Below are 20733 nucleotides of genomic sequence, written 5' to 3' on the forward strand. Positions count from 1 at the left end.
CTATTACTAAAATTTCAGATGAGGATGTTGATTGCGTAATTTATTTGTTTTGATGTTTTTATTGACATACACAGCTTCGGCTCAGATTGATGAAGAGCCGAGGCTTGTTCGTTTTTTTAAACAATTTTACTCCAAACCCGGGCATATTCAGAACCAAACTTATCTTTCGTCGCATTATGGGCTGACTTTCCCTTCATTCGGATTCGACCAATTCGACACCGATTTGGCTAATGCTTTCAATCTTGAATTCAGCTATGGATTTATCCGATTGATTGAAGATGAAACTTTTGAAGATTTGTTCAAACACCAATCTGAGTATCTTTTCATTGGCAATATCTCAACAAATTTCAAGACTTTCAACATCCAAAGCGATGGAGTTGTGAGCGATACTTGGCGATTCGGATTCGGTTTGAATGACGGTTACGGATACAATTTTGGCAAATACTCGAATTTCTTCCTGATGCACAATTCGGCATTAACTTGGACAAGAACCGACTTTATTGACCGTTTATCACTCACATTTGACGATTCCTTGCTCAATGCCTTCGATGAAACTTTCAAATTTGGTGGTATGTGGAGCGCAGGCGTTAGAATGCAAATTTATAAATCAATTCATGTTGATTTAATTTACGAACATTCGCTTTATTACAAAAATTTCCTGCCTGCGGAATGGGTCGGAATGTGGTTTTTCGACAATGTAACTCAACGTTTTATCGAAATTTGGGAACCGGAATTATTCGAGCAATTCGGCAGAAATTACCCTTGGATGAAATTCACTTACAAAAATTTATTATCGCTTGTGATGTACGAACTCCGACGTAAACAAGCTTTTTACCCTTTCAATGGCGAAGGCACTTTCAATTTTGATTCGTTTAAAATTGCGATCAGTCTGAAATTATAATTTTTCGGCGAAGCAATTTTCGGAGACAATTCGTTCCACCTCTTTAATAGTATCATCCAAGACATTATTCACTACCACAAAATCGAATTCTGCAGCTGTATCGAGCTCCATTTTTGCTCTTGCCAATCGAACTTGAATCTGTGCTTCGCTTTCGGTGCTGCGTCCGCGTAGCCGCTCTTCGAGTACTTCAAGATTGGGCGGCGCCAAAAATATCAGCAGTGCATCTTTTGGATAATGCTGCCTAATCGAAAATGCACCCTTTACGTCAATATCGAAAATCAGTAATTCATTATTGTCAAAAGCTTTTTCAACTTCACTTTTCAAAGTGCCATAATAATTGTCGAAAATTTGTTCGTATTCGACAAAATCATTTGCATTTATTGATGATTCGAATTCCTCTTTGGAAAGATAGTAGTAATCAACTCCATCCTTCTCGTTCGGACGTTTCGCCCGTGTAGTAGCGGAGATTGAGAATCGAATACTTGGATGTTTCTGTATCAAAAAACGAGCTACAGTCGTTTTCCCGCCGCCGCTTGGCGATGATAGTACAATTAATCGCTTATTATTCGGCATTGGGTATCTCCGCAGTAATACTTATTTCGTCAAATCTTTTGCTTACGATTGCCTTAACTTTTTCATCTTGAATAAGTTCCGGATTATAATACAATGCTTTAATAAAATTATCAGGAGCTTCGGTAATTAATTTTTCGAATAGTTTTATGTCCTTTTTCTTCAACTCAATTTTGGGGATTATTTTTGCCAATAAAGCTGCCGAATCATATGATTGGCACAATGGAAGTAATTGGCTGAATAATTTAATATCCAATTTCGGGTTTGAATTTAGTCCATTTATCACGGCATTTCTGACAATAAATATCGAATCATTAATCGCTTCAGATAAATTCTCAGGTTTCGGGTCAGAAATCGCCAATGCCTTAGCTGCCGCCGCTCGGACATATGGATGATAATCTTTAAGCATTAATCGCAGAATTACCGAATAATTACCTTTATTAAATTTCCCGATATTTTCGGCAATTTTAATTCTGACAATCCAATTTACATTAGCATGTTGCTCGGCAATTTTATCAAATGAATTTGTATTATTCAGTGCAACAATCATTTTTGCAGAATTAATTACAGTATTTTGGTCAACAGAATGGAGCGAATCTTCTAAAACTTCAGAAAACACCTTTGTATCATATAGATTTGTAAAGCGTTGCAATGATGCCAGTGAATTTTCATAATCATGGGCAAGAAGAAGCCCGAAAGCCTGCAATGTGATTGTAGTATCGTCAATCATCGCATCTACAGCCGATTCTCTCATTTGCGACGGCAATCGCTCGGATGTAGCAATGCGAATTAATTCGTTCAAATTATTGCTTAATTTTGGCTCTTTAAAGTTTCTTTGATTCAATTTATAATTCATTATCGGAATTGTGAATAATTCAATCTGAGGCATTGAATTAGCATTATTTGTATCATATTCCATTTTGCAATCAATGCCTGAAGAAAGCACTTGGGAGTGCATATTTTCTTCCTCGTTATGACTTGTAAAAGTGTAAATTGTGCTATCGTTTGGATTGCTGTTATTCAGTAACAATGAAAGCCCAAATTGGGCATCTCCCGTTCTGCGAGATGACTTTAATATTGAACTATCATTGGCTATCAGCGTCGCAAAAGAGAAACCGTAAGCAAACGCCTGAGATTGCGATTGTGTTGAAAATTGATTGGTACCGCCATTGTCTATCAAGAATGCATGTGAAGTATTTACTGCTGTTGATTGGGACAAACTTACCGCTGAATAATTATCATCACCTTCGGAATCAACCAATGCCGCAAAGGAATACCACGACGAAAAAGCTTGTGAGCAAGATGTACTCTTGTAAGTGTCGTCGCCTTCTTTGTCCACAAGAAAAGCAATTCCGCCGCCGGTATATCCGGGCATACCGAGCGACACTGCTTGCGAAAATGCGGCTTCGTCAGCTTTTACGCTTGTATTATATTTATCATTGCCCGATTTATCGCTCAAAAAGGCAAAGGCTTTGGGCCCGGCAAAGGCTTGGGAAAAATGTTTAGCATCATAGGAGTCATCGCCCGAGTCATCAATCATAAACCCGAGTCCAAAAAATGCCGAAGCTTGCGAAAATGAACCGGATTTGTACGAATCATCTCCCGAATAATCGAAAATGGCACCCAATCCGAATATTCCGCAACCAAGACTATAATTTCCGGCTTGATAATTATCATTGCCATTCAAATCAAAAATCGCATTAACACCGAAATATCCGCATCCTAAGCCAAAATCTCCACTTTTATAATTATCATTACCGTTAAAATCAATTATCAATCTCAAAGGATTTGTTATGTTTGATAACTTATCTTTAACTTCCAGCTCATAATTATCATCGCCACCCAAATCCACAATTAATGCAAAATCTCCTTTGTAACTGTCTTTACCAGTACCTCCGAGAGCAAATCTTCCATATTTTGTATCAATAATCGCAGATTTTATTTGATTGTCTGCTCCAATAAAATTGCTTTTTACAACATCATTTGTTTTGATTATTTCTCGTAAAATCGAAATCCCTGCGGACATTGTCTGGAGGCTATCAAGTACCCATTGATTTTCGAAAAATTTATCGGCAATTAAACGAAAGTCAGTATTTCGTTTTTTATATTCAAACAAATCATCGGTGTCCAAATAGGGATTGTAAATAATCGAATCGGCATAATTCATCATGAAGGCTAATGTGTTGAAATCTATGGAATTAAGTCGCTTTTCAAGGATTGTTCTCCCGACGATATAAATTGTTATATATCTGCTCATTATAATTCCGCCCAAAGAGCCAAATGCAGAATCAAGATTTACACCCAACATGTCATTGAGCATTAATCGCGGCATCAACGCATTGAGCTCGGAAATATCGAGCTTTTTGATTCCCAAATCGGCAAAAACATGGTCGAGGAAGGGCTCGAAAGAATTCACATTGAGTCTGTTTATTTCAGTTGAATAAAAAGAAACAATATCGAAACCGTAAAGTGAATTCTCGAATAATCTCTCGCTGAATCGAGATTTATTTTTTTCGATATTATAATAATCCCTGGGCAAAATTATATCTCTATAATTCATTGTATTTTTGAATTTTAGAGTATCAATTCTGCGTGTATAATCGGTCTGAGCATATGATTGCTCAAGTGACAATAAAATAAATAATAGAATTAATATATTTATGGAAGATTTCATTATTTGTGCTTATTCGATTATTATTTGTCGGATGTCTGACAATCTGCCATCAATTCCGGGAGCCGGTCTGATGCCGAAAATTTTGCAAAGCATAGGATAAATATCAACTGAGTTCAGTGTACCAGTCCTATATGAAGATTTGAACGAAGGACCGCGTGCCATAAAAATTCCGTGCATATCCATATGGTTGTTATCATAACCGTGAGTAGCCAAATATGTGCCTGACCAGTTATAGTCAGTTTGAAGCAACCAGCCGATGTCAGCAATTAAAATAATATCCGTTAACAAAGGATTTGAAAAATATTTATAATTTACTGGCATTTCGCTTCGCAAAAAGCTTTTATAGCCATTTTCTTTTTGTTGTAAAAGGGTGAATAGCGTTCCCATTTTATATTTCGGAGCTTGAATTAAGGCAAATGGTCCGTGTGCGTTTATATACACATCATCATCGGGAATAAATTCACGAAGATTAATGATACGCGTTGAATCAATTTCTGTCATTCCGTGGTCGGACACAATAATCAAATTAACGCTATCCCTCAGTCCGAGTTTTTCCAGCCCAAGGTCAAGATTTCGGATTGTGCTGTCAAGCAATCCAATAGCAGCATTTAATTCGGGAGAATCAATTCCATGCGAATGAGCTCGAGAATCAGTTGCATCAAAATATAGTGTAATGAATTTTGGGCGAATGTTTTCCGGAAGAGTCAGCCAACGCAAAACGCCCTCTACCCTAATTTCATAAGGGCGAGTATGTTCGTATTTTTCGTAAAAGTCAGGGCGTCTTTCAGAATCGCTAATTTCTGAGCCGGGCCAAAAATATGAAGCGGTTTTGATGCCGTTCAACTTTGCAGTTTCCCAAAATGCTTCGCCTCTCCACCATTTACTTTCGTACATTGTTGCCGACCCGATTGAGAATTTCTCGCCTGAAAATAAATCATGGAAAGAATTCGCTATAATTCCGTGATTATCAGGATGACGTCCCGTGATTATCGAATAGTGGCACGGGAAAGTTGATGTTGGGAAAACTGACTTTAGCGACAACGCTCTTACGCCCTCATCGGCAATGGAATTCAAATAAGCGCTTTCGCTTCGTTGCAAGTAATCCCATCTGAATCCATCAAGGGAAACGAGTATCGTGGTCGGCTGGTACTGCGAGATAGATGAATTATAAAAAGCGAAAAAAACAAAAACAAAGAGAGCAATTTTAGTTGCCCTCCGTGCTAAGTCTATGTTAAAATGCTTCATCATGCTCCGGGCAAATTCAAAGTAGTAAACAAATGAGCGGTTTCGTCAAGCGTTTTAGTTCCTAAATCGCCTTTGCCGTGCTCTCTTAGTGAAATCGTTTTGCTATCCTCTTCTTTTTGACCGACTACAATTGCAAATGGAATTTTCTTTTGCTCGGATTCGGCTATTTTACGATTTACCTTTTCTGACCGGAAATCGGGTTCCGCTCTGAAACCCAGCTCTTTGAAGTAATCCACTAAAGATTGGGCATAATCATTTTGATTTTGGCTAATCGGTAGTACAGAAACCTGCAGCGGAGCCAGCCAAAATGGGAAATTACCCGCATAATGCTCTATCAAAATTGACATAAAACGCTCCATTGAGCCAAAGGGTGCTCTATGAATAATAACCGGACGATGTTTTTGGTTGTCTGCACCTGTATATTCGAGCCCGAACCTTTCCGGCATTACATAGTCCACTTGGACGGTGCCAAGTTGCCACTTTCTACCAATGGCATCACGAACGATGAAGTCAACTTTTGGTCCATAAAATGAGGCTTCGCCCACTCCAATGAAATAATCGAGGTTCATCATATCGGCGACTTCTTTGATTTCGCGCTCTGCTTTTTCCCACATATCAAGGTCGCCTGCATATTTTGAGGCATCGTCATCGCGGAAAGAGAGCCTTGTTGATACTTTCATATCAAAAGTTTTGAATACAAGTTGAGTAAGCTCTATTGCATTAATCAATTCATCTTTCAGTTGGTCATCAGTGCAATAAATGTGAGCATCGTCTTGAGTGAATCCGCGTACTCTCGATAATCCGCTTAATTCGCCGGATTGCTCGTAACGGTAAACCGTGCCGAATTCGGCTAATCGCAATGGCAAATCGCGATAAGAACGAGGCTTTAGAGCATAAATCTGATGATGATGCGGACAATTCATCGGTTTGAGAAGGTATTCTTCCTCTTCGACTATGATTGGCGCGAATTGTGAATCTTTATAATATGGGTAATGCCCTGAAGTCTTGTACAAATTCAAATTTCCGATGTGCGGAGTGATAACCTCTACATATCCGCGTTTGACGAGTTCTTCTTTTATGAATGCTTCGAGCTTGCGGCGAATGAAGGCGCCATTTGGCAACCAAACGGGTAGCCCTCCGCCAATTTCAGGTGTTATCATGAACAATTCAAGCTCCCTGCCAAGCTTGCGATGGTCACGTTTTTCGGCTTCTTCGCGAAGATGGATAAACTCATCTAATAGTTTTTGCTTCGGAAATGATATCCCGTAAATGCGTGTCATCATAGTTTTGGTCGAATCACCTCGCCAATAAGCACCGGCTACGGAAAGCAATTTGACTGATTTGATGTATGCCGTCGAGGGAATATGTCCGCCACGACAAAGGTCGGTAAAGTTGCCTTGTTTGCAAAATGTAATGCGCTCGCCTTTCAGCCCTTCGAGCAAATCAAGTTTGAACTCATTGCCTGCATCTGCGTAAAATTTATAGGCATCATCCCAAGTTGATTCATACATATCGTAAGTAGATGCTTTCTTGGATAACTCGCGCATTTTTGATTCGATTTCTGGCAAATTTTCTGTCGAAAGTTTTACACCTTCCGGTGGCAAAACATCGTAGTAAAAGCCGTTTTCGATTGATGGACCGATGCCAAATTTTGTACCCGGATATAACTCCTGAATGGCTTCAGCCATTAAGTGGGCTGATGAGTGCCAATACATTTGCTTGCCGTCATCATCGTCGAAAGTTGCAATTTTCAATGTTGCATCTGATTCAATCGGGCGATTCAGTTCATAATACTCACCATTTACGACTACTCCGACTGCATTACGAGCTAATCCTTCGGAAATGGATTTAGCGACTTCCAAGCCGCTTACTCCATCCGAATACTCTCGTACATTGCCGTCCGGAAATGTTATCTTAACCATAAATAAATACCTTAGTTTAAATTTTTATATCATACAAATATATGAAATGCTGATGTCACAATGAAATTTGAGTTGACATTAACATGAAATTAATCTTTATTGACGAAATCGAACAAGAAAAATGATGTAACAATCATCAATCCGCTATATGCTATTATCATTTGCAAATCTTTCATCGCATCTGCAAAGGCAACACCCTCGAAAGACATTTTTGTCAATCCTACTCCCAGAATGATAATCGGGAGTAAAATCGGGAATGATAGCACCGGAAATAGTGCGTTTTTGCTGTTTGCCTTCGCTATCAATGCCGATATTATTGTAGTAGCTGAAGCCACTGCAATACTACCAACGACGATAGTAGCAGTAAAAAGCGTTAAATTTTTCACTTCGATATCGCCCAGAAACAGAAAAAACAACAAAACGGCGAAAAAATTAAGCGAAGCGCTCAATAAAATATTGAACAATAGCTTCCCGAAATAAATTGCGTAGGGTGTGGAACTGAGTTGCAGCAATATATAAGTGCCACGCTCTTCTTCGCTCACGAATACTTTCGATAGCCCTGTCATTGAAGCAAAAAACATGATAACCCACAAAATTCCGGCTGCAATCATCGGAGTTATCGTTTCTCCTGCTGTTGCAAACATTATCATTGTGATTGTAGTCAGTACAAACAGCAATACTGCGGAAATTGCATATCGAGTACGGAATTCGCTTTTTAGTTCTTTAACCAAAACTGCTGATATTCTGAGATAGTTAACGCCCATGGCTTACTTTACCAAATATTTGGCACCGAGCCTGATTTTCAACATCTGAACTTGCCAATCTGTATCTTCAGCCATATCAAATGGGGAGAAATTCATGCTTGATTCGAAGAAACCGGAAAATCGGTCATAAATTGGTACGCTCGCTCCGATTCCAACGTAAAATCCAAGTCTAAAGCTATTGAGAGATTCGAGTTCGTCCACATTGAGTGGCAAATATTGCGAACCATTTTCGTAAACGTAATTATCGGGTATGTTGATTTTCTTGCGGATTTCAGCTGATTTGCTGAGTGCCATCCCGAAATTTATTCCACCGTTCAAATACATCAAACGATTTATAAAATATTCAACGCCAATTGAAAGATTTGCATATAAATTATCTAAATTTATCAGATGCGATTCTTGGAAAGGCAGAAGCTGACCTGAATCGGGGTCACGACGACTTGATAAAATACTATCAGGTGCATTCAATTCTCCACCAATGCTCTCCAATGCTAATGTAGCTGCAATATTCATCTTTGGTAATATGCGCGTTGACGCATAAATTCCAAACCACCCGCCACTTCCGGCTGCAGAGGAAAATTTGCCCGGAAAACTGAGGTCTCCTGTTCTATCAAAGCTTGCGGAATGAGTTGAAAGCGAATATTGTCCAAAAAAACCTATTAAATATCCGGGATTGGAAATACATGTTTTGCTGATTCCTTCGATTAATGAATATCCCATAGCTCCTGTGCTCGGTTCGTAGGAATAGCATAGAGTATAAAGGGATATATTTTGACCGACATCCATCAATTCCAAAACAAGCGAGCCTTCGTAAGTAGGATTTTGCACTTTGACCGAAAATTGAGCTTGAGGCATGCCATCTGCAATTCGGGGAATCGTTGCAATTATTCCCGCACTGTCAACAACCGAAATTTTGCTCAAACCAAGGTCGTCAACTCTGTCATCTCTGACGATTATTACTACATTGCCATCAACTTCAGTCATTACTGCCATTGGTGGAATCGTGTCTTTTTTGGGGACGTACTCAAGGAAAGATTGACCGCCCATATTTCCATAAGCATCATAAGCATCAATATCGCCAAAGCCAAAACCATAGGAATACATCCCAAATGGTTCGTTGCCACGTATATAATGCGTTCCGAAAGGTACGTCTATGAATGCGATAGAATATCTTGTCATACCAAGTTGGGTGAAATCTTTTACATCCATCTTTCTATCATTCAATTCCATAGTCGCAATCGCATTTGTCGGCACTACAACATTGATATGGTGATTCCAACTGCCATTGATTGGAGTTGCAAATCTATATTCGTTCAAAAATTGCTGTGTCGGGCTAATCAAAAGCATCATCGGGTCACCGATTTGGTCGCCGTTTTCATAACCTTGCGAATATTGAGCTACCAAAACCGGCTTATCAGCAGTAACTTGCAAATCTTGATTGGAATTTTTTTCAATAAATTGCCCGGGTTTCAACGTGGCAATCAATTTTGAATTCTCGAAAACTTTCGTGTTTGGTTCATGCGCCAATACACGATAAGTATAAAAAGACCTGCCTTTGAGTCTGCCAATATAAAAATGCTTTCCCCACGAATTCACAGGTGGAATCTGCTCGACTAAGTGATTACATGCCTTTATACGTGGCGGACCAACGGGTATGTAAGTACATTCGTGCCCGCTAAATACGGCGATTTTTTTGTTCGACTTAATCAATGAGCCTGTCAAATCAACTTCAATATCACGAATGTTAAACTTTCGGAGTATTCGAGATTCGGTCTCTGCCCCTACTTGGTAAGCATCACCTTTGTTCAAAGTGACAGTATATTTTTCGCTGCGTGGCTTGCCTGTATAAGTGATTGTCGAAGGTGTGATTTCGACGATGGTGTTATCTTCTGTTGCTACTATAGCAAATATCGGAGATAGTTTTTCAGCAACATGATAGCACATTACGCGATATTCGGTGCCAAGCACATTTACCGGAAGCCCGAGATAAGTGTCTGTAGTTTGGTGGCGACGATTCAATCCATAAACCGATATTGGATGGTCGGACATTACGTTGACGCCTAAACCTCTTTCGACAACTTCGTAACTTCGGATTTGAGCCAATGGGTCAACTACGATACTTCTGACTGTTCCCGCAGGAACAAACATTGTTTGATTGTAGTTAATTGAGGGGATAGTTACGCTGACTGTCGCATCGTGGTCGCCTGTGATAAAAAGCTCAAGTAAAAGCGCATTTTTGACATTGCCCGGTTCTTCTTTGAAATTTGTCATAAAACAAAGCCAGAATTCCGTACCGATAGGCTTCTTTGCTATCAATGCCAAACTTGGGTCAATTGCGTCTTGTGCTGATAAATTTGAAAATCCGACTGTGACCAGCATTAAAATAAGTATAATTTTTGTTTTCAATTTTTCTCTCATTTACTTGTAGTATATGAAATTAGTTTTATAGACTTGGTCTTGCACTGCCATTACTAAGTAATACGCACCTGCGGAAATCTCCCAAGAAGCAGGCGTAAGTCTCATTCTATATCGTCCGGCTGTGAAGGTATGCTCGAGGTAATTGTCAATTTGATTGCCCGAATCATCGTAAATCTCAGTTGCAAAGGTGTTTTCATGAATTCCCTGACTGAAAACATTTCTTCCACTCAGTGAGAAAATTTTGAAACTGACCTTGCTATCGCTGTCAACACTGAAAAATATTTCAGTATATACATTGAATGGATTAGGGAAGTTTTGCCCCAAACCTTCTGTCAATTTAGGTCCTACCGGAATTGATTGAACGGAAATCGTGCCTGAATCAAATTCAGCTTGTTGCTCGACTCCACCAATTTTGATTGCAATTGGCGATACCAATGTAGCTGTATCAGGACCTGCCAAACCTTCGACCTCGAGATAGAACAGAACCCCTGAGAACGGCTTTATATAATCATCGGTGAAAACATTAAAAGAAGAAGATTCGATATTTGTTAAGTCAACCGAAAATGTATGCTGTTCGTTCAGACTGGTGCTTGCATCTGTGACAATTCTCTTGATGTCAATCACGTAGGCATTGAATCGAACAGAAAGTTCTAAATTCCCGTCAGAATCCGAAGGTATATCTCCGTAAATCGGTATAACGCTTAATGAGCCACGAGTAATGCTCGTGTCCCGCAACGCGACGGATATCTGCGCCTCCGATTGCGATGGCGAAAGAAATATTGATGCCAGAATAATTAAAAATGTCGCTATTATCCGATACATTTTTTACCGTTAAAATTAATAATTTACAAATATAAATATATACAAATACATTTCACTATAATTCAAGATTTAAGTTTTCTGTTTTTTCTTCTTTGCAGCCGGAAACAAAATATTGTTCAGAATAAGCCTGTACCCGGGAGAATTTTTGAATAAATTCAAATCCGTTGGCGGATCGCCCACTCTATGAACATAATCCTCGGGGTCATGACCGCCAAGCCAAGTATAAGTACCTCTACCTACATTACCGTGAATGTATTTGACTTCGTTCGTGCCTTCTTTCATCGCTAAAATCGTTACTGTGCTTTTGAGCAAATCCTTGTTAAATGATGTCGTTTGACCCATGAAACCTTTAATCACATTCACGTGATTTTGTGTCAGCATTGTTGGAACCGGGTCATATTTTGCCGAAAACTCGAATAAGGTGAACCAATCCGCATCTGGATTGTTGACATTGTAATGCCCAACATCAATATCGGAAAATTCCACTTCCATTGGGTCTAAAATCAAACGGAAATTTTCGAAGGCAAAAGTTTCTTCATAATTCAATTTGGAATTTGCATTGTGGTCGTGAGGAGTGCCGTCAAACATGACATCGCACATATCAACATGCTCCACCGAGAGAGCTATATCATAAGAATCAGTAGCGGTACACATGGCGAACAAAAATCCACCGGAGGCAACATATTCGCGAATCTGGCGAGCAATAGCCTTTTTGAGCTCACAGACATCAGGGAAGCCGAGTTTTTTTGCCATACTTTCGTTCAAGGCGACTTGCTGAATATACCAAGGTGCATTCCTATAGGCTACCCAAAATTTGCCGTGTTGCCCTGTGAAATCTTCATGATGAAGGTGAAGCCAATCGTATTCCTTGAGCTTATCGCCCATTACGTCTTCATCCCAAATCAAGTCGTGCTTAACTTCTGCGTATTCGAGGGCAATGCGTACTGCATCATCCCAAGGTTGAGCCCCCGGAGGTGCATAAACGGCAATCTTCGGTGGCTTTTCGAGTTTGACAACTTCCATATTTACGTTTTCTTGGCTGACTTCCTCTATAATCGATTGGGCTTGCGATTCGCTAAGCCTTTCAAAAGACACTCCACGAATTCGGCATTCGGCAACGAACATATCGGTATAGTCCACCAAGAAAGACCCGCCACGATAGTTCAGAAGCCAATCAGCAGTCCCGCCATTTTCGAGTATCCAAAAAGTAACACCATAAGATTTGAGATGGTCCGTTTGAGCCAAATCCATCGGAATCAACAATCTATCTGCCTTCATCAAAGCCGGCAGCATGAAAAGGCAAATCAATACTATATATTTAATTTTTAAAATAGTCATCATTATCTATAAATTTTACTTAGCATCACTTACTTAACGTTTATGACGATTGAAAATTCTAAGCGTCACACAGATAAGCACTTTTTTTGAGAAATTGTCTGAACTATGATTTGTGTGATTGTCAAAACTATGATTTGTATGATTGTCTGAACTATGATTCAAAGGATTTATATGATTAAGATGATGAAGAAAAATGTAATAATCAAAGTCGTTTGTCGCATAGTTACAGATATATAAGCCCTTCGGGGTATGTTTTTTGTCTCGTCTTTGTTATAACTGACGGACCAAGAGCTTAGAGGGTGTTGCGTAAACTTATTTTAGGACAAAAAAAAAAATCAAAAGATTTTGTTCCTTTTTTGGATTTGAAGTGTCATCATATATATAAATGTGTATTTTTCTGTAAATTTGACAATTTCGATTGTCTATACATTTAGGGAGAATCTTTTCTCCTGAAAGTTTTCACGTCCCGTCTTTAACAAAGGCGGAGCGAGTTAAGAGTACATAGACTGAGCCTGAATTTTCAAACGTTTTTATAATATATTAGGAGCTAAAAAATGAAAAAGTCAATGTTTTTTTGTGCGGTCATGTTAGCCGTTTTGATGGTGTCGTGCAAGCAGGAACAAGCAACGCAAGCCACCTCTTTTGACAAATACACAATCGCCGATGATAAAAATTGGGTAGAGGTGACGGATACAATGTCAATTGATATTGATTGTCTCGATGGTGATAAAATGAATGATTTGAAGCAGTTCATTTTCCGAAACCAAGCTGAATACTCAACTTTGGATACGTTAAGAGTTGATGAAATTTTTAAAAATTGTGTTAGTTATGAGAACCCTGAAGTTGATTTTGAAAATTATTCACTTATCGGTCTATTAACAAGAACTGGATTTTGCGAAATCAAACTAAATGTCTATAGGAATGATGCGGTAAAGAAAATATATTATGTAGTTGATATAACAAATACGGGTACTGAAGAAATTTTGATAACTAATTATAATATGCTCAGGGTTCCACCAATACAATCTGACTATACTATTGTGATGGATACAATCATGAGATATAGATATCAATAAAATAGATTCTGCGGTGGTGATAATATCCCGAAGGGATAGAATGTAAATAGCCCCGTATGAAATGCGGGGTAACGAATCCTATGTCACGTCCCTAAAATGATTGAAATGTTTGATGTCCGTTTCGGTGCGACCTCGAAGAGGTCGAATTTAAATAATTAACGTTTTGCTATAAACATATGACTCCTTCGGAGTCAAGAAGGATTCAAATGAGTAGCTTTTTCAACACCCACGGTTAAAACCGCGGGCTATGTTTGTCTTTCTCCCTCTCCTTCGGAGAGGTTCGGGGTGAGGTTCTTCAAGCTTTTTTGTCTAATATTAAACTTTGCGTGCTTTGCGGTTAAATTGTATTAATCCTGTCCATCTTGAAATCTTGATAATCCTGTTCAAGATGAATCATAAAAATCATTCAAATCACATAAATCATAGTTCAGACAAAATCACACCAATCGTGTGAGCAATTCGGCTAATTGTTTTGTGGCGTTGCGCCGTTCATATTTCGTGATTAATTCGAGATTGGAATTTGTAGTATTGTCGCCGTTTTTCCAATTTTTGAAAGCGTCCAGGTACATGTCTTTGATTTTGGCAATATTGCTTTGGTGGGCAATGTCTCCGGCTGCGGTCTCGCGGATTAATTCAGCTACAGAGCCGTCTTCGGGACCAATTGCTATCAATGGGCGATTAACGCCGATATATTCGTAAACCTTGCCGGGGACGATTTCCTTGCTTTCTTTCGATTCATCTACCACCAACAATAATGCGTCCGATTTCATTATCATTGCAATGCTTTCCGAATGCGGCACATAGCCGATTATTTCAATTCTATCCGCAAAAGTAGCTTTCTCGAACATGTCATTGACTTCATTTCCAAATCGCCCAACAAATCGCAATACAATTTTATTTTTATCAATTTTTCCTTCTGCAATCAATTCCTCAATCGCTGCAAATAAGCTTTCCGGATTTCTCCGCCCGTACATCGAACCTGTGTATGTAAGAGTGAATTTGTGGTTAGCCTTATATTGGACATCGGGAAAATCGTTGGAATCGAATCCATTCGGCACATGTAAAAATTTGCTTGCATCCAAATCGGGATATTTTGCCAGTGCGTCTTTTATGATGCCATTCCAAGCACATTCTACATAATTTGCATTCGTAAATACGGATTTTTCCATGTATCTGTCTATCATACTTGGAATCAGCCACCGTTTGGGCGAGGAGATAAATCCGGTCCATGGGTCACGAAAACCTGCTATCCAAGGGATGGAAGCTTTCTTGCTGGCATAATCAGCTATCAGCGAACATGTATATGGAGGTGACGAACTATAAACCGCAGAAATGTCATGCTGTTTAATCAACTCAAGCGCTTTGCTTTTTGCGGTCAGAAGCCACCCAATTCGAGCATCTGGAATAAAAAACGTTGCTCTGATAAATTCAGCCAAACTTTCTTTAAATCCTGCTCTGTGACCATCTTTTTTGATAGTGTTCACATCAATTGCGGCATCCTTGGCTTTGCCCGTGAAATAGCGATAGATGTCGTAGGGTTCGTAAATTTTGGTTCTTTCGACGATTGTAGAATCGGGAATCTGAGCAAACAAGCTCTCATCTCTTGCCGGAAATTGACCATTTGAAACAGTGAGCACAATAGGTTGCCACCCGAAATCGGGCAAATACTTGATGTGTTTGAGCACACGTTGTACTCCGGGACCACCGGAAGGAGGGAAATAATATGCTACTACTAATAATTTTTTCATATATCGTAATCCAATTTGCCTGTCATAACTTTAGCTTTAGTAAAGTTCTGTGGCTCAACCGGATTACCCGCTAATCTGCGGAGCATGGTTAATTGTCCGATATGTGAAATGCAATCAGCAAAGGGTCCTTGCATCAAAACTTTCACTTTCGTCAATTCCATTCCATTCAACGATTCTAATCGGATGTCAACAGAACTAAGCAAAGATAAGAAATTTTGTTTGCATTTATCAAAATTTTCTGAATAATAGCTCTTTCTTTTAAGTGCCGAAATAGGAATTCCACCAATAAGTTGGATGGCAGAATCGAGTTGTTGGCTCATGTGGTCTATGATTTCAACAGGTGACCGCGCATTGATACCAATTTTCAGATGGGAGTAATTATCGGGTGCGTCGTTTACTGCTACCGTGAAACGGTACGCAATTACTGCAAGTAAATGTTTCAGTAGTTCTATTTCCATGATTTGCCCGTATGAGTATTGTCAGGTATGTAAGTTATTAAGACTTGGGAAGCTCTTTTTTCAATCATTTCTGAAGGAAAGACAAAATTCAAGTTTTGTTTCAGATGTAAAATTTCACATTGTTTGCAATCATATATGATTAATAATATATCATTGTTAATATGGCAACTAAACCGTTTGATTAGCCTACTTAAGCAATCCATGTAAATGAAAAATATCTCATTAATTGATTTTATTATGAATATTGAGTATTTAGTATGTAGCTGTAATGCACCATAAGTTATGGTGTCTAAGTTTGTTAGGCACTTATTCCGAGTTGCCATATGTTTCAAGTCATTCATATAAGAATTCATGATTGATTAAATTTAATTCACATAATGTCAAAATCAATTTACAATATAAAACATTTTTACGAAATATCATTACATGACATTGCATGTTTCTTAAAAAAAATTAAGAATTCTAATCAATTTAGAAAAAAAATTGATAAAATCAAGATTTTTTCGCAAAAAATCATTACTTTTCCTTATGTTTGAAATTGTAAAATTTTAGTTTTCGTAAGGGATAGTATTGATTTTCACCAAAGATGATATAGAAAAAATCAGCTTGATACTCGGAGTAGAACCGAAAGCCTACGAAAGTGCTTGGACATGGACTTTAGTCAATGAAGATTACAGCAAGCCACTCGTTTTCACGATTTATGCGGGTATAGACCTGGGGATTAACAGCAACGGCTCAATGGTATCTGCCCAAACTATGCATGGATACTACGAATTACATGACATCAAGACTTTCATGTACTTTGAGCCTGACGAAATAATTTTCATTACTCACGACAATGAATTCATGTCCAGCTTGATAATTGGCAAGCAGTGCACTTGTTCATTATATTCGAATATTTCAGTCAAAATTCTCAAATCCGATTTCGCAGATTTGCATCCTGCGGTATTGCTCTCGGCAATGCAACTGTCAATCGCCGAAAGCTCATTGGGGGATTAGACTATACACTATCCAAGTTCGTCGAATATTGTATGAGCATAGAAGTGACATATTGCAACCAATCGGATAAAAAATTTTTACCCGTAAAGAAAATGATTGACTCAATCAGAAATATCGCCAATCAAAAGCTCAAAAATGTAGATGGAAGCATCAACTTAGTAGTATGCGACGACGCTTTCATACATGCTCTGAATAAGCAATATCTTTCGCACAACTACCCGACTGACGTAATCACATTCGTATTGGACGAAAAGCCACTCGATGCCGAAATTTATATCAGCTACGAAACAGCCGCCGAACAAGCTAAAGATTACACGGTATCGCTGGCGCAAGAAATGTGCCGATTGGCAGTTCACGGAGCACTGCACATCGCCGGATATGACGACGACAACGACGGCAAACGCGACGAAATGCACAAATTAGAAAATCATTATCTAAAATTGACAGGTTTTACCAATGTTTGAGAGAGTAATAGAAATAATCGTTTATTTGATATCGGAACTTCGCAGCAAGCGGAACTTCGCCGATATCAATGTGCAGCATCTCAAAGACCTTGGTTACACCACATCCGAGATTTCGACAGCCTTCAGTTGGATAGCCGACAAATTTGATTTCCAAGAATTCAACACCCGGAAGACGCTTTTCACAAGTCCAAATTCATTCCGAATACTACATCCGGCAGAAATGGACATGTTCACCAAAGAAGCCTATGGGCATATGATACAGCTGCATTCCTTGGGAATAATCGAAAACGAGCACATTGAACATATCATAGATAGGGCAATCGTCACCGGAAATATACTCGATATTCGTACATTGAAATATTTCGTAGCCTCCGCCATATTCGATATAGACGGCGCCCTTGCAGCAAACACCGCCCGCATAATATTGACCGGCAACGAAAGCATAAATTAGCATGGTCCCGTAGCTCAGTAGGATAGAGCACAAGTTTCCTAAACTTGGGGTCGCAGGTTCGATTCCTGCCGGGATCACAGTTTTTTGTTGGAATGTGTGTTTAAAAGATTATCTCTTAAACGGGCTGGGTATATCCAAATCTTTACAGATTTTTCTTATGAGATTATCATTTATCTCGTTATGTCTCGGGACGGTAGAGGCTTTTTTATTTTCAACATTTATATACAATGAGTGGTTAGAACCCTCTCGCAAAAATTCACATCCGCTCGATTACAAGAAAGCGAGGAATAGTTTCCGCTTCATTTAGTCACTAACTCAAGTTCTTCCTGAAAAAAAATATCTTTCGTTGAGTCCAAAGAACCAATGTAGCGATTCGCTTCAAGCACCAAATCAATAGCTTCAAGTAAATTTGCTTTCACTTCCTCCAAAGTTACACCTTGAGAATTCGCACCCGGAAGTTCATCAACGTATCCGATATAGCCCTCAGGCACTTTCTCGTACTTCATCGTTAATTTCAAGTTCATCTATATATCTCCATCTCAAATACTAATAAGATACTTACAAACAACAAATATTGTAAAAGGGAATTAAATCGTCCCGTCCCGTAGTCGTACTTGCGGACGGCGGATTATGCGTCTAACAATTCGCTATAGATTTCTTGTTTCGATTTACCGATGTGACTTGAAAGTTCTTTGATGATTGAATTTAATGTGCCGATTTTAAGAGGGCTGTGGCTTGGAACGCTTAAAGTGATGTTCGCCGTTTTGAATCGTCGTTAGCCTTATGTGGCTTCCTGTTTGCCGACTAATACTTTAACCATAAATTGACAGCAACTTTGCAAGTTCGACGCCACTTATGTTCCTTGGGCTTTTCAAGAGACTGAGAATAATTCATGGTGAACAAAATGTAGCCGCACAACTTTGGGCATATCAACTTCGAAATGGCATTTGATAGCATCAATGATGTTGCTTTTTAATTCATCCATAGTATCACCTTGGGTCACAATGCTGAACCCGAGTGCAGAAGCAGAATATCCGCCCTCTAACTCCTCATCTACCTTGAAAATTATCTCATCCATATCAAATCCTTTATATACAATCTACTTCAATGTTCCACGAAACAGCGGATTTAATATTTCACTTAAACTTACGTATGATGTTAGAGGGAATGTAAGATATAGAGGATTGTTTTCCGGCTCTTTCTCCTTGCCGATATAGCTCTGCCGAGTCAGCCCGAAAGTGTCGAGCATGGTTTCGCCGTAGGGTTCGTATTGCTTGTAGTTCAGCATTTCATCATATTATTGAGGTGCTATCCAAATAAAGTGTGTCCGGGCAAATGTCTTGCTCGTTGGGCCATGCAACTGTCCCAAATTCTATCCTGACTTTTTTAAAGTAATTGACATCTTTCAGTTCTTTAAATATGCCAAAATCCAGAAATTTTCGCATATCATAGACTTTACGCTCGCCGTTCTCGAACTCGAGTAACAACTTGTATTCGTCCTTTGGCTCAACTTTGATAGCTCTTGGATTCATTCTGTCTTTCTCCCTATTTAAGCGGGTCTATCGAATTGAATCGTCCCGTCTCGTAGTCGTACTTGCGGACGCCGTGGTCGGATATAGTAATGCCCCTCATTATTCTGCTAACTTATTATATGGTTTTTCCATTGTCTTCTGATACCATCTGTGTTGGTAAATGATTTCTTTGAATGGAATTGGTTTGTCGTTCAGGTCATACCACAATGACTGCATTATTATGCTTGACCTGTGGTCTCCATGTTTTATTCTAAATGCCTCGAAATACGTGGCTAAGCGAGAACCCAATCCCCAAAGTTTATATCGAAACCTGAACATCGAACTTATACCAAAGTGTTCCCAATTTGATGCTTCTACAGCATTTTCATAATTTTTGATTTTTTCTAAATCATCTACAGAAAGAACCTCTTTCAAGTCACTTATACAATCGTAAATGTCGGTTGGTATGTAACAACCATCTATTGAATCTAAAACTACCCAAGATGCATCAATACTATCAAGATACCAATAAATGTTTCTCAAAGAATCAAGTAATTCTAAAAAATCTAAATTTATTTGCTTTATATGTGAATAATATAGTGTATCAACTATATATTCCATATGTTTAAATATATCGAGTGAATCAAAAAATGCTCTAAAATGTAAATTTTTAGATATTGTATCATATAATTGTTTTTCGCATACGTTTAACACATAGTTAAGACTATTATAATCTTCTTTACTTAAATTTTTCGATATTAGAATTAGCCCATTATACCTAAAACCCATATTATCAATTATTTGCTTTTCCAAACAATTGTCATAATGTTGTATTATGTAATTTTTCAATTCGAAAACATCAGCTTTATTTTCTTTTGATACAGTATATACCTGATTTAGCTGGATTACGATTAAGAATAATAAAATTATTTTCATTCTATTCACTTTTTATTTGGTTGCCAATGTAGTCATACTTGCGGACGCCGTGGTCACTGAGCTTAGTCGAAGCGTGGTCACTGAGCTTAGTCGAAGTGTGGTCACCCAGATTGTTTTCCGGCTCCTTCTCCTTGCCGATATAGCTATGCCGAGTCAGCCCGAATAGGTCAAGCATGGTTTCGCCGTAGGGTTCGTATTGCTTGTAGTTCAGCAAAGTCTTATCTGCCCCTATCGTGAATCTCAGCGAACCGAGATAATCGTAAACTTTGAAATGCTTTTTCCATTGCCCATCAATATATTTATACGTTATTTTAGGTGACATACTATTGCCAAAAACATTGTATTCCACAGGATAGAAAAATGTAGTGCTTCGGAATGGGTCTGGTTTGGGTATCGTAATTGAGAGATAAATATGGATGATTCTATATATGAAATA

General features: G+C 38.7%; 21 protein-coding genes, 1 tRNA gene and 2 pseudogenes. 6 read left to right on the plus strand and 18 right to left on the minus strand.

Annotated elements, in window-relative coordinates; translation table 11 throughout:
- The first annotated feature begins 31 nt into the window (after positions 1-31).
- Positions 32-901: a hypothetical protein gene (locus M9949_14780; GenBank protein ID MCO5252671.1), complete on the plus strand. Its 870-nt coding sequence runs from the start codon at positions 32-34 to the stop codon at positions 899-901.
- Here the strand turns inward: M9949_14780 and gmk are convergent.
- From gmk to M9949_14820, 8 genes are all read right to left on the minus strand, one after another.
- Positions 896-1474, minus strand: a complete 579-nt coding sequence (gene gmk, locus M9949_14785; GenBank protein ID MCO5252672.1) for a guanylate kinase — start codon at positions 1472-1474, stop codon at positions 896-898. The genes M9949_14780 and gmk overlap by 6 nt on opposite strands.
- Positions 1464-4145, minus strand: coding sequence for a hypothetical protein (locus M9949_14790; protein ID MCO5252673.1), 2682 nt, complete (start codon positions 4143-4145; stop codon positions 1464-1466). The genes gmk and M9949_14790 overlap by 11 nt, the downstream gene beginning before the upstream one ends.
- 9 nt (positions 4146-4154) lie before the next feature.
- Positions 4155-5393 carry an ectonucleotide pyrophosphatase/phosphodiesterase gene (locus tag M9949_14795; protein ID MCO5252674.1) on the minus strand — a complete coding sequence of 413 codons (1239 nt, stop codon included), beginning with the start codon at positions 5391-5393 and terminating at the stop codon, positions 4155-4157.
- Positions 5390-7312, minus strand: a complete 1923-nt coding sequence (gene thrS, locus M9949_14800) for a threonine--tRNA ligase (GenBank protein MCO5252675.1) — start codon at positions 7310-7312, stop codon at positions 5390-5392. Before thrS ends, M9949_14795 begins: the two co-directional genes overlap by 4 nt.
- Positions 7313-7401: 89 nt before the next feature.
- Positions 7402-8076, minus strand: a complete 675-nt coding sequence (locus M9949_14805) for a heme exporter protein CcmB (protein ID MCO5252676.1) — start codon at positions 8074-8076, stop codon at positions 7402-7404.
- A gap of 3 nt (positions 8077-8079) precedes the next feature.
- Positions 8080-10482, minus strand: coding sequence for an IgGFc-binding protein (locus tag M9949_14810; GenBank protein ID MCO5252677.1), 2403 nt, complete (start codon positions 10480-10482; stop codon positions 8080-8082).
- A gap of 12 nt (positions 10483-10494) precedes the next feature.
- Positions 10495-11316 carry a hypothetical protein gene (locus tag M9949_14815; protein MCO5252678.1) on the minus strand — a complete coding sequence of 274 codons (822 nt, stop codon included), beginning with the start codon at positions 11314-11316 and terminating at the stop codon, positions 10495-10497.
- A gap of 69 nt (positions 11317-11385) precedes the next feature.
- Positions 11386-12657: an asparagine synthetase B gene (locus M9949_14820; protein ID MCO5252679.1), complete on the minus strand. Its 1272-nt coding sequence runs from the start codon at positions 12655-12657 to the stop codon at positions 11386-11388.
- 551 nt (positions 12658-13208) lie between these two features.
- Between M9949_14820 and M9949_14825 the strand changes: the two genes are divergently transcribed.
- Positions 13209-13730, plus strand: coding sequence for a hypothetical protein (locus tag M9949_14825; GenBank protein ID MCO5252680.1), 522 nt, complete (start codon positions 13209-13211; stop codon positions 13728-13730).
- A gap of 437 nt (positions 13731-14167) precedes the next feature.
- Here M9949_14825 and M9949_14830 read toward each other — a convergent pair whose 3' ends face one another.
- Positions 14168-15478 carry a hypothetical protein gene (locus tag M9949_14830; protein ID MCO5252681.1) on the minus strand — a complete coding sequence of 437 codons (1311 nt, stop codon included), beginning with the start codon at positions 15476-15478 and terminating at the stop codon, positions 14168-14170.
- Entirely contained in the window at positions 15475-15936 is a 462-nt protein-coding gene (locus M9949_14835) for a hypothetical protein (GenBank protein ID MCO5252682.1), read from the minus strand. Before M9949_14835 ends, M9949_14830 begins: the two co-directional genes overlap by 4 nt.
- Positions 15937-16506: 570 nt before the next feature.
- On the opposite strand from M9949_14835, the gene M9949_14840 reads away from it, so the two are divergent.
- The 4 genes from M9949_14840 (at position 16507) to M9949_14855 (ending at position 17927) form a co-directional block, all read left to right on the plus strand.
- Positions 16507-16935, plus strand: coding sequence for a hypothetical protein (locus M9949_14840; GenBank protein MCO5252683.1), 429 nt, complete (start codon positions 16507-16509; stop codon positions 16933-16935).
- Positions 16936-16967: 32 nt separating this feature from the next.
- Complete coding sequence (gene ybeY / locus M9949_14845) at positions 16968-17399, plus strand: rRNA maturation RNase YbeY (GenBank protein MCO5252684.1); 432 nt, start codon at positions 16968-16970, stop codon at positions 17397-17399.
- Complete coding sequence (locus tag M9949_14850; GenBank protein ID MCO5252685.1) at positions 17392-17850, plus strand: DUF494 domain-containing protein; 459 nt, start codon at positions 17392-17394, stop codon at positions 17848-17850. Before ybeY ends, M9949_14850 begins: the two co-directional genes overlap by 8 nt.
- Before the next feature lie 3 nt (positions 17851-17853).
- A tRNA-Arg gene (locus tag M9949_14855) sits at positions 17854-17927 on the plus strand.
- Between the two features lie 31 nt (positions 17928-17958).
- Here the strand turns inward: M9949_14855 and M9949_14860 are convergent.
- The 8 genes and pseudogenes from M9949_14860 to M9949_14895 all read right to left on the minus strand — a co-directional run.
- Positions 17959-18153: pseudogene (locus tag M9949_14860) on the minus strand (type II toxin-antitoxin system HicA family toxin).
- Positions 18150-18374: a type II toxin-antitoxin system HicB family antitoxin gene (locus M9949_14865; GenBank protein ID MCO5252686.1), complete on the minus strand. Its 225-nt coding sequence runs from the start codon at positions 18372-18374 to the stop codon at positions 18150-18152. The pseudogene M9949_14860 and the gene M9949_14865 overlap by 4 nt, the downstream one beginning before the upstream one ends.
- Before the next feature lie 104 nt (positions 18375-18478).
- A pseudogene (locus tag M9949_14870) lies at positions 18479-18725 on the minus strand (type II toxin-antitoxin system HicA family toxin).
- Entirely contained in the window at positions 18722-18928 is a 207-nt protein-coding gene (locus M9949_14875) for a 2-oxoisovalerate dehydrogenase (protein ID MCO5252687.1), read from the minus strand. The pseudogene M9949_14870 and the gene M9949_14875 overlap by 4 nt, the downstream one beginning before the upstream one ends.
- Positions 18929-18949: 21 nt before the next feature.
- Positions 18950-19138 (minus strand): hypothetical protein, encoded by a 189-nt coding sequence (locus tag M9949_14880; GenBank protein ID MCO5252688.1) that lies wholly within the window; start codon positions 19136-19138, stop codon positions 18950-18952.
- Between the two features lie 4 nt (positions 19139-19142).
- Positions 19143-19382: a DUF2442 domain-containing protein gene (locus tag M9949_14885; protein ID MCO5252689.1), complete on the minus strand. Its 240-nt coding sequence runs from the start codon at positions 19380-19382 to the stop codon at positions 19143-19145.
- 99 nt (positions 19383-19481) lie between these two features.
- Entirely contained in the window at positions 19482-20297 is an 816-nt protein-coding gene (locus tag M9949_14890) for a hypothetical protein (GenBank protein ID MCO5252690.1), read from the minus strand.
- A 1-nt stretch (position 20298) separates the two neighbouring features.
- Positions 20299-20733 (minus strand): hypothetical protein (locus M9949_14895; protein MCO5252691.1); only part of this gene is annotated, 435 nt, incomplete at its 5' end.

The sequence above is a fragment of the Candidatus Kapaibacterium sp. genome, assembly GCA_023957315.1.
In the GTDB taxonomy this organism is placed as follows: Bacteria; Bacteroidota; Ignavibacteria; order Kapaibacteriales; family UBA2268; genus PGYU01.

What these genes read in the sequence shown, in the direction of transcription:
- gmk (MCO5252672.1), bottom strand. Translation starts at nt 1,474, where the DNA reads ATGCCGAATAATAAGCGATTAATTGTACTATCATCGCCAAGCGGCGGC.
- M9949_14790 (MCO5252673.1), bottom strand. Translation starts at nt 4,145, where the DNA reads ATGAAATCTTCCATAAATATATTAATTCTATTATTTATTTTATTGTCA.
- M9949_14795 (MCO5252674.1), bottom strand. Translation starts at nt 5,393, where the DNA reads ATGATGAAGCATTTTAACATAGACTTAGCACGGAGGGCAACTAAAATT.
- thrS (MCO5252675.1), bottom strand. Translation starts at nt 7,312, where the DNA reads ATGGTTAAGATAACATTTCCGGACGGCAATGTACGAGAGTATTCGGAT.
- M9949_14805 (MCO5252676.1), bottom strand. Translation starts at nt 8,076, where the DNA reads ATGGGCGTTAACTATCTCAGAATATCAGCAGTTTTGGTTAAAGAACTA.
- M9949_14815 (MCO5252678.1), bottom strand. Translation starts at nt 11,316, where the DNA reads ATGTATCGGATAATAGCGACATTTTTAATTATTCTGGCATCAATATTT.
- M9949_14820 (MCO5252679.1), bottom strand. Translation starts at nt 12,657, where the DNA reads ATGATGACTATTTTAAAAATTAAATATATAGTATTGATTTGCCTTTTC.
- M9949_14825 (MCO5252680.1), top strand. Translation starts at nt 13,209, where the DNA reads ATGAAAAAGTCAATGTTTTTTTGTGCGGTCATGTTAGCCGTTTTGATG.
- M9949_14830 (MCO5252681.1), bottom strand. Translation starts at nt 15,478, where the DNA reads ATGAAAAAATTATTAGTAGTAGCATATTATTTCCCTCCTTCCGGTGGT.
- M9949_14835 (MCO5252682.1), bottom strand. Translation starts at nt 15,936, where the DNA reads ATGGAAATAGAACTACTGAAACATTTACTTGCAGTAATTGCGTACCGT.
- ybeY (MCO5252684.1), top strand. Translation starts at nt 16,968, where the DNA reads ATGAGCATAGAAGTGACATATTGCAACCAATCGGATAAAAAATTTTTA.
- M9949_14850 (MCO5252685.1), top strand. Translation starts at nt 17,392, where the DNA reads ATGTTTGAGAGAGTAATAGAAATAATCGTTTATTTGATATCGGAACTT.
- M9949_14865 (MCO5252686.1), bottom strand. Translation starts at nt 18,374, where the DNA reads ATGAACTTGAAATTAACGATGAAGTACGAGAAAGTGCCTGAGGGCTAT.
- M9949_14875 (MCO5252687.1), bottom strand. Translation starts at nt 18,928, where the DNA reads ATGGATGAGATAATTTTCAAGGTAGATGAGGAGTTAGAGGGCGGATAT.
- M9949_14880 (MCO5252688.1), bottom strand. Translation starts at nt 19,138, where the DNA reads ATGCTGAACTACAAGCAATACGAACCCTACGGCGAAACCATGCTCGAC.
- M9949_14885 (MCO5252689.1), bottom strand. Translation starts at nt 19,382, where the DNA reads ATGAATCCAAGAGCTATCAAAGTTGAGCCAAAGGACGAATACAAGTTG.
- M9949_14890 (MCO5252690.1), bottom strand. Translation starts at nt 20,297, where the DNA reads ATGAAAATAATTTTATTATTCTTAATCGTAATCCAGCTAAATCAGGTA.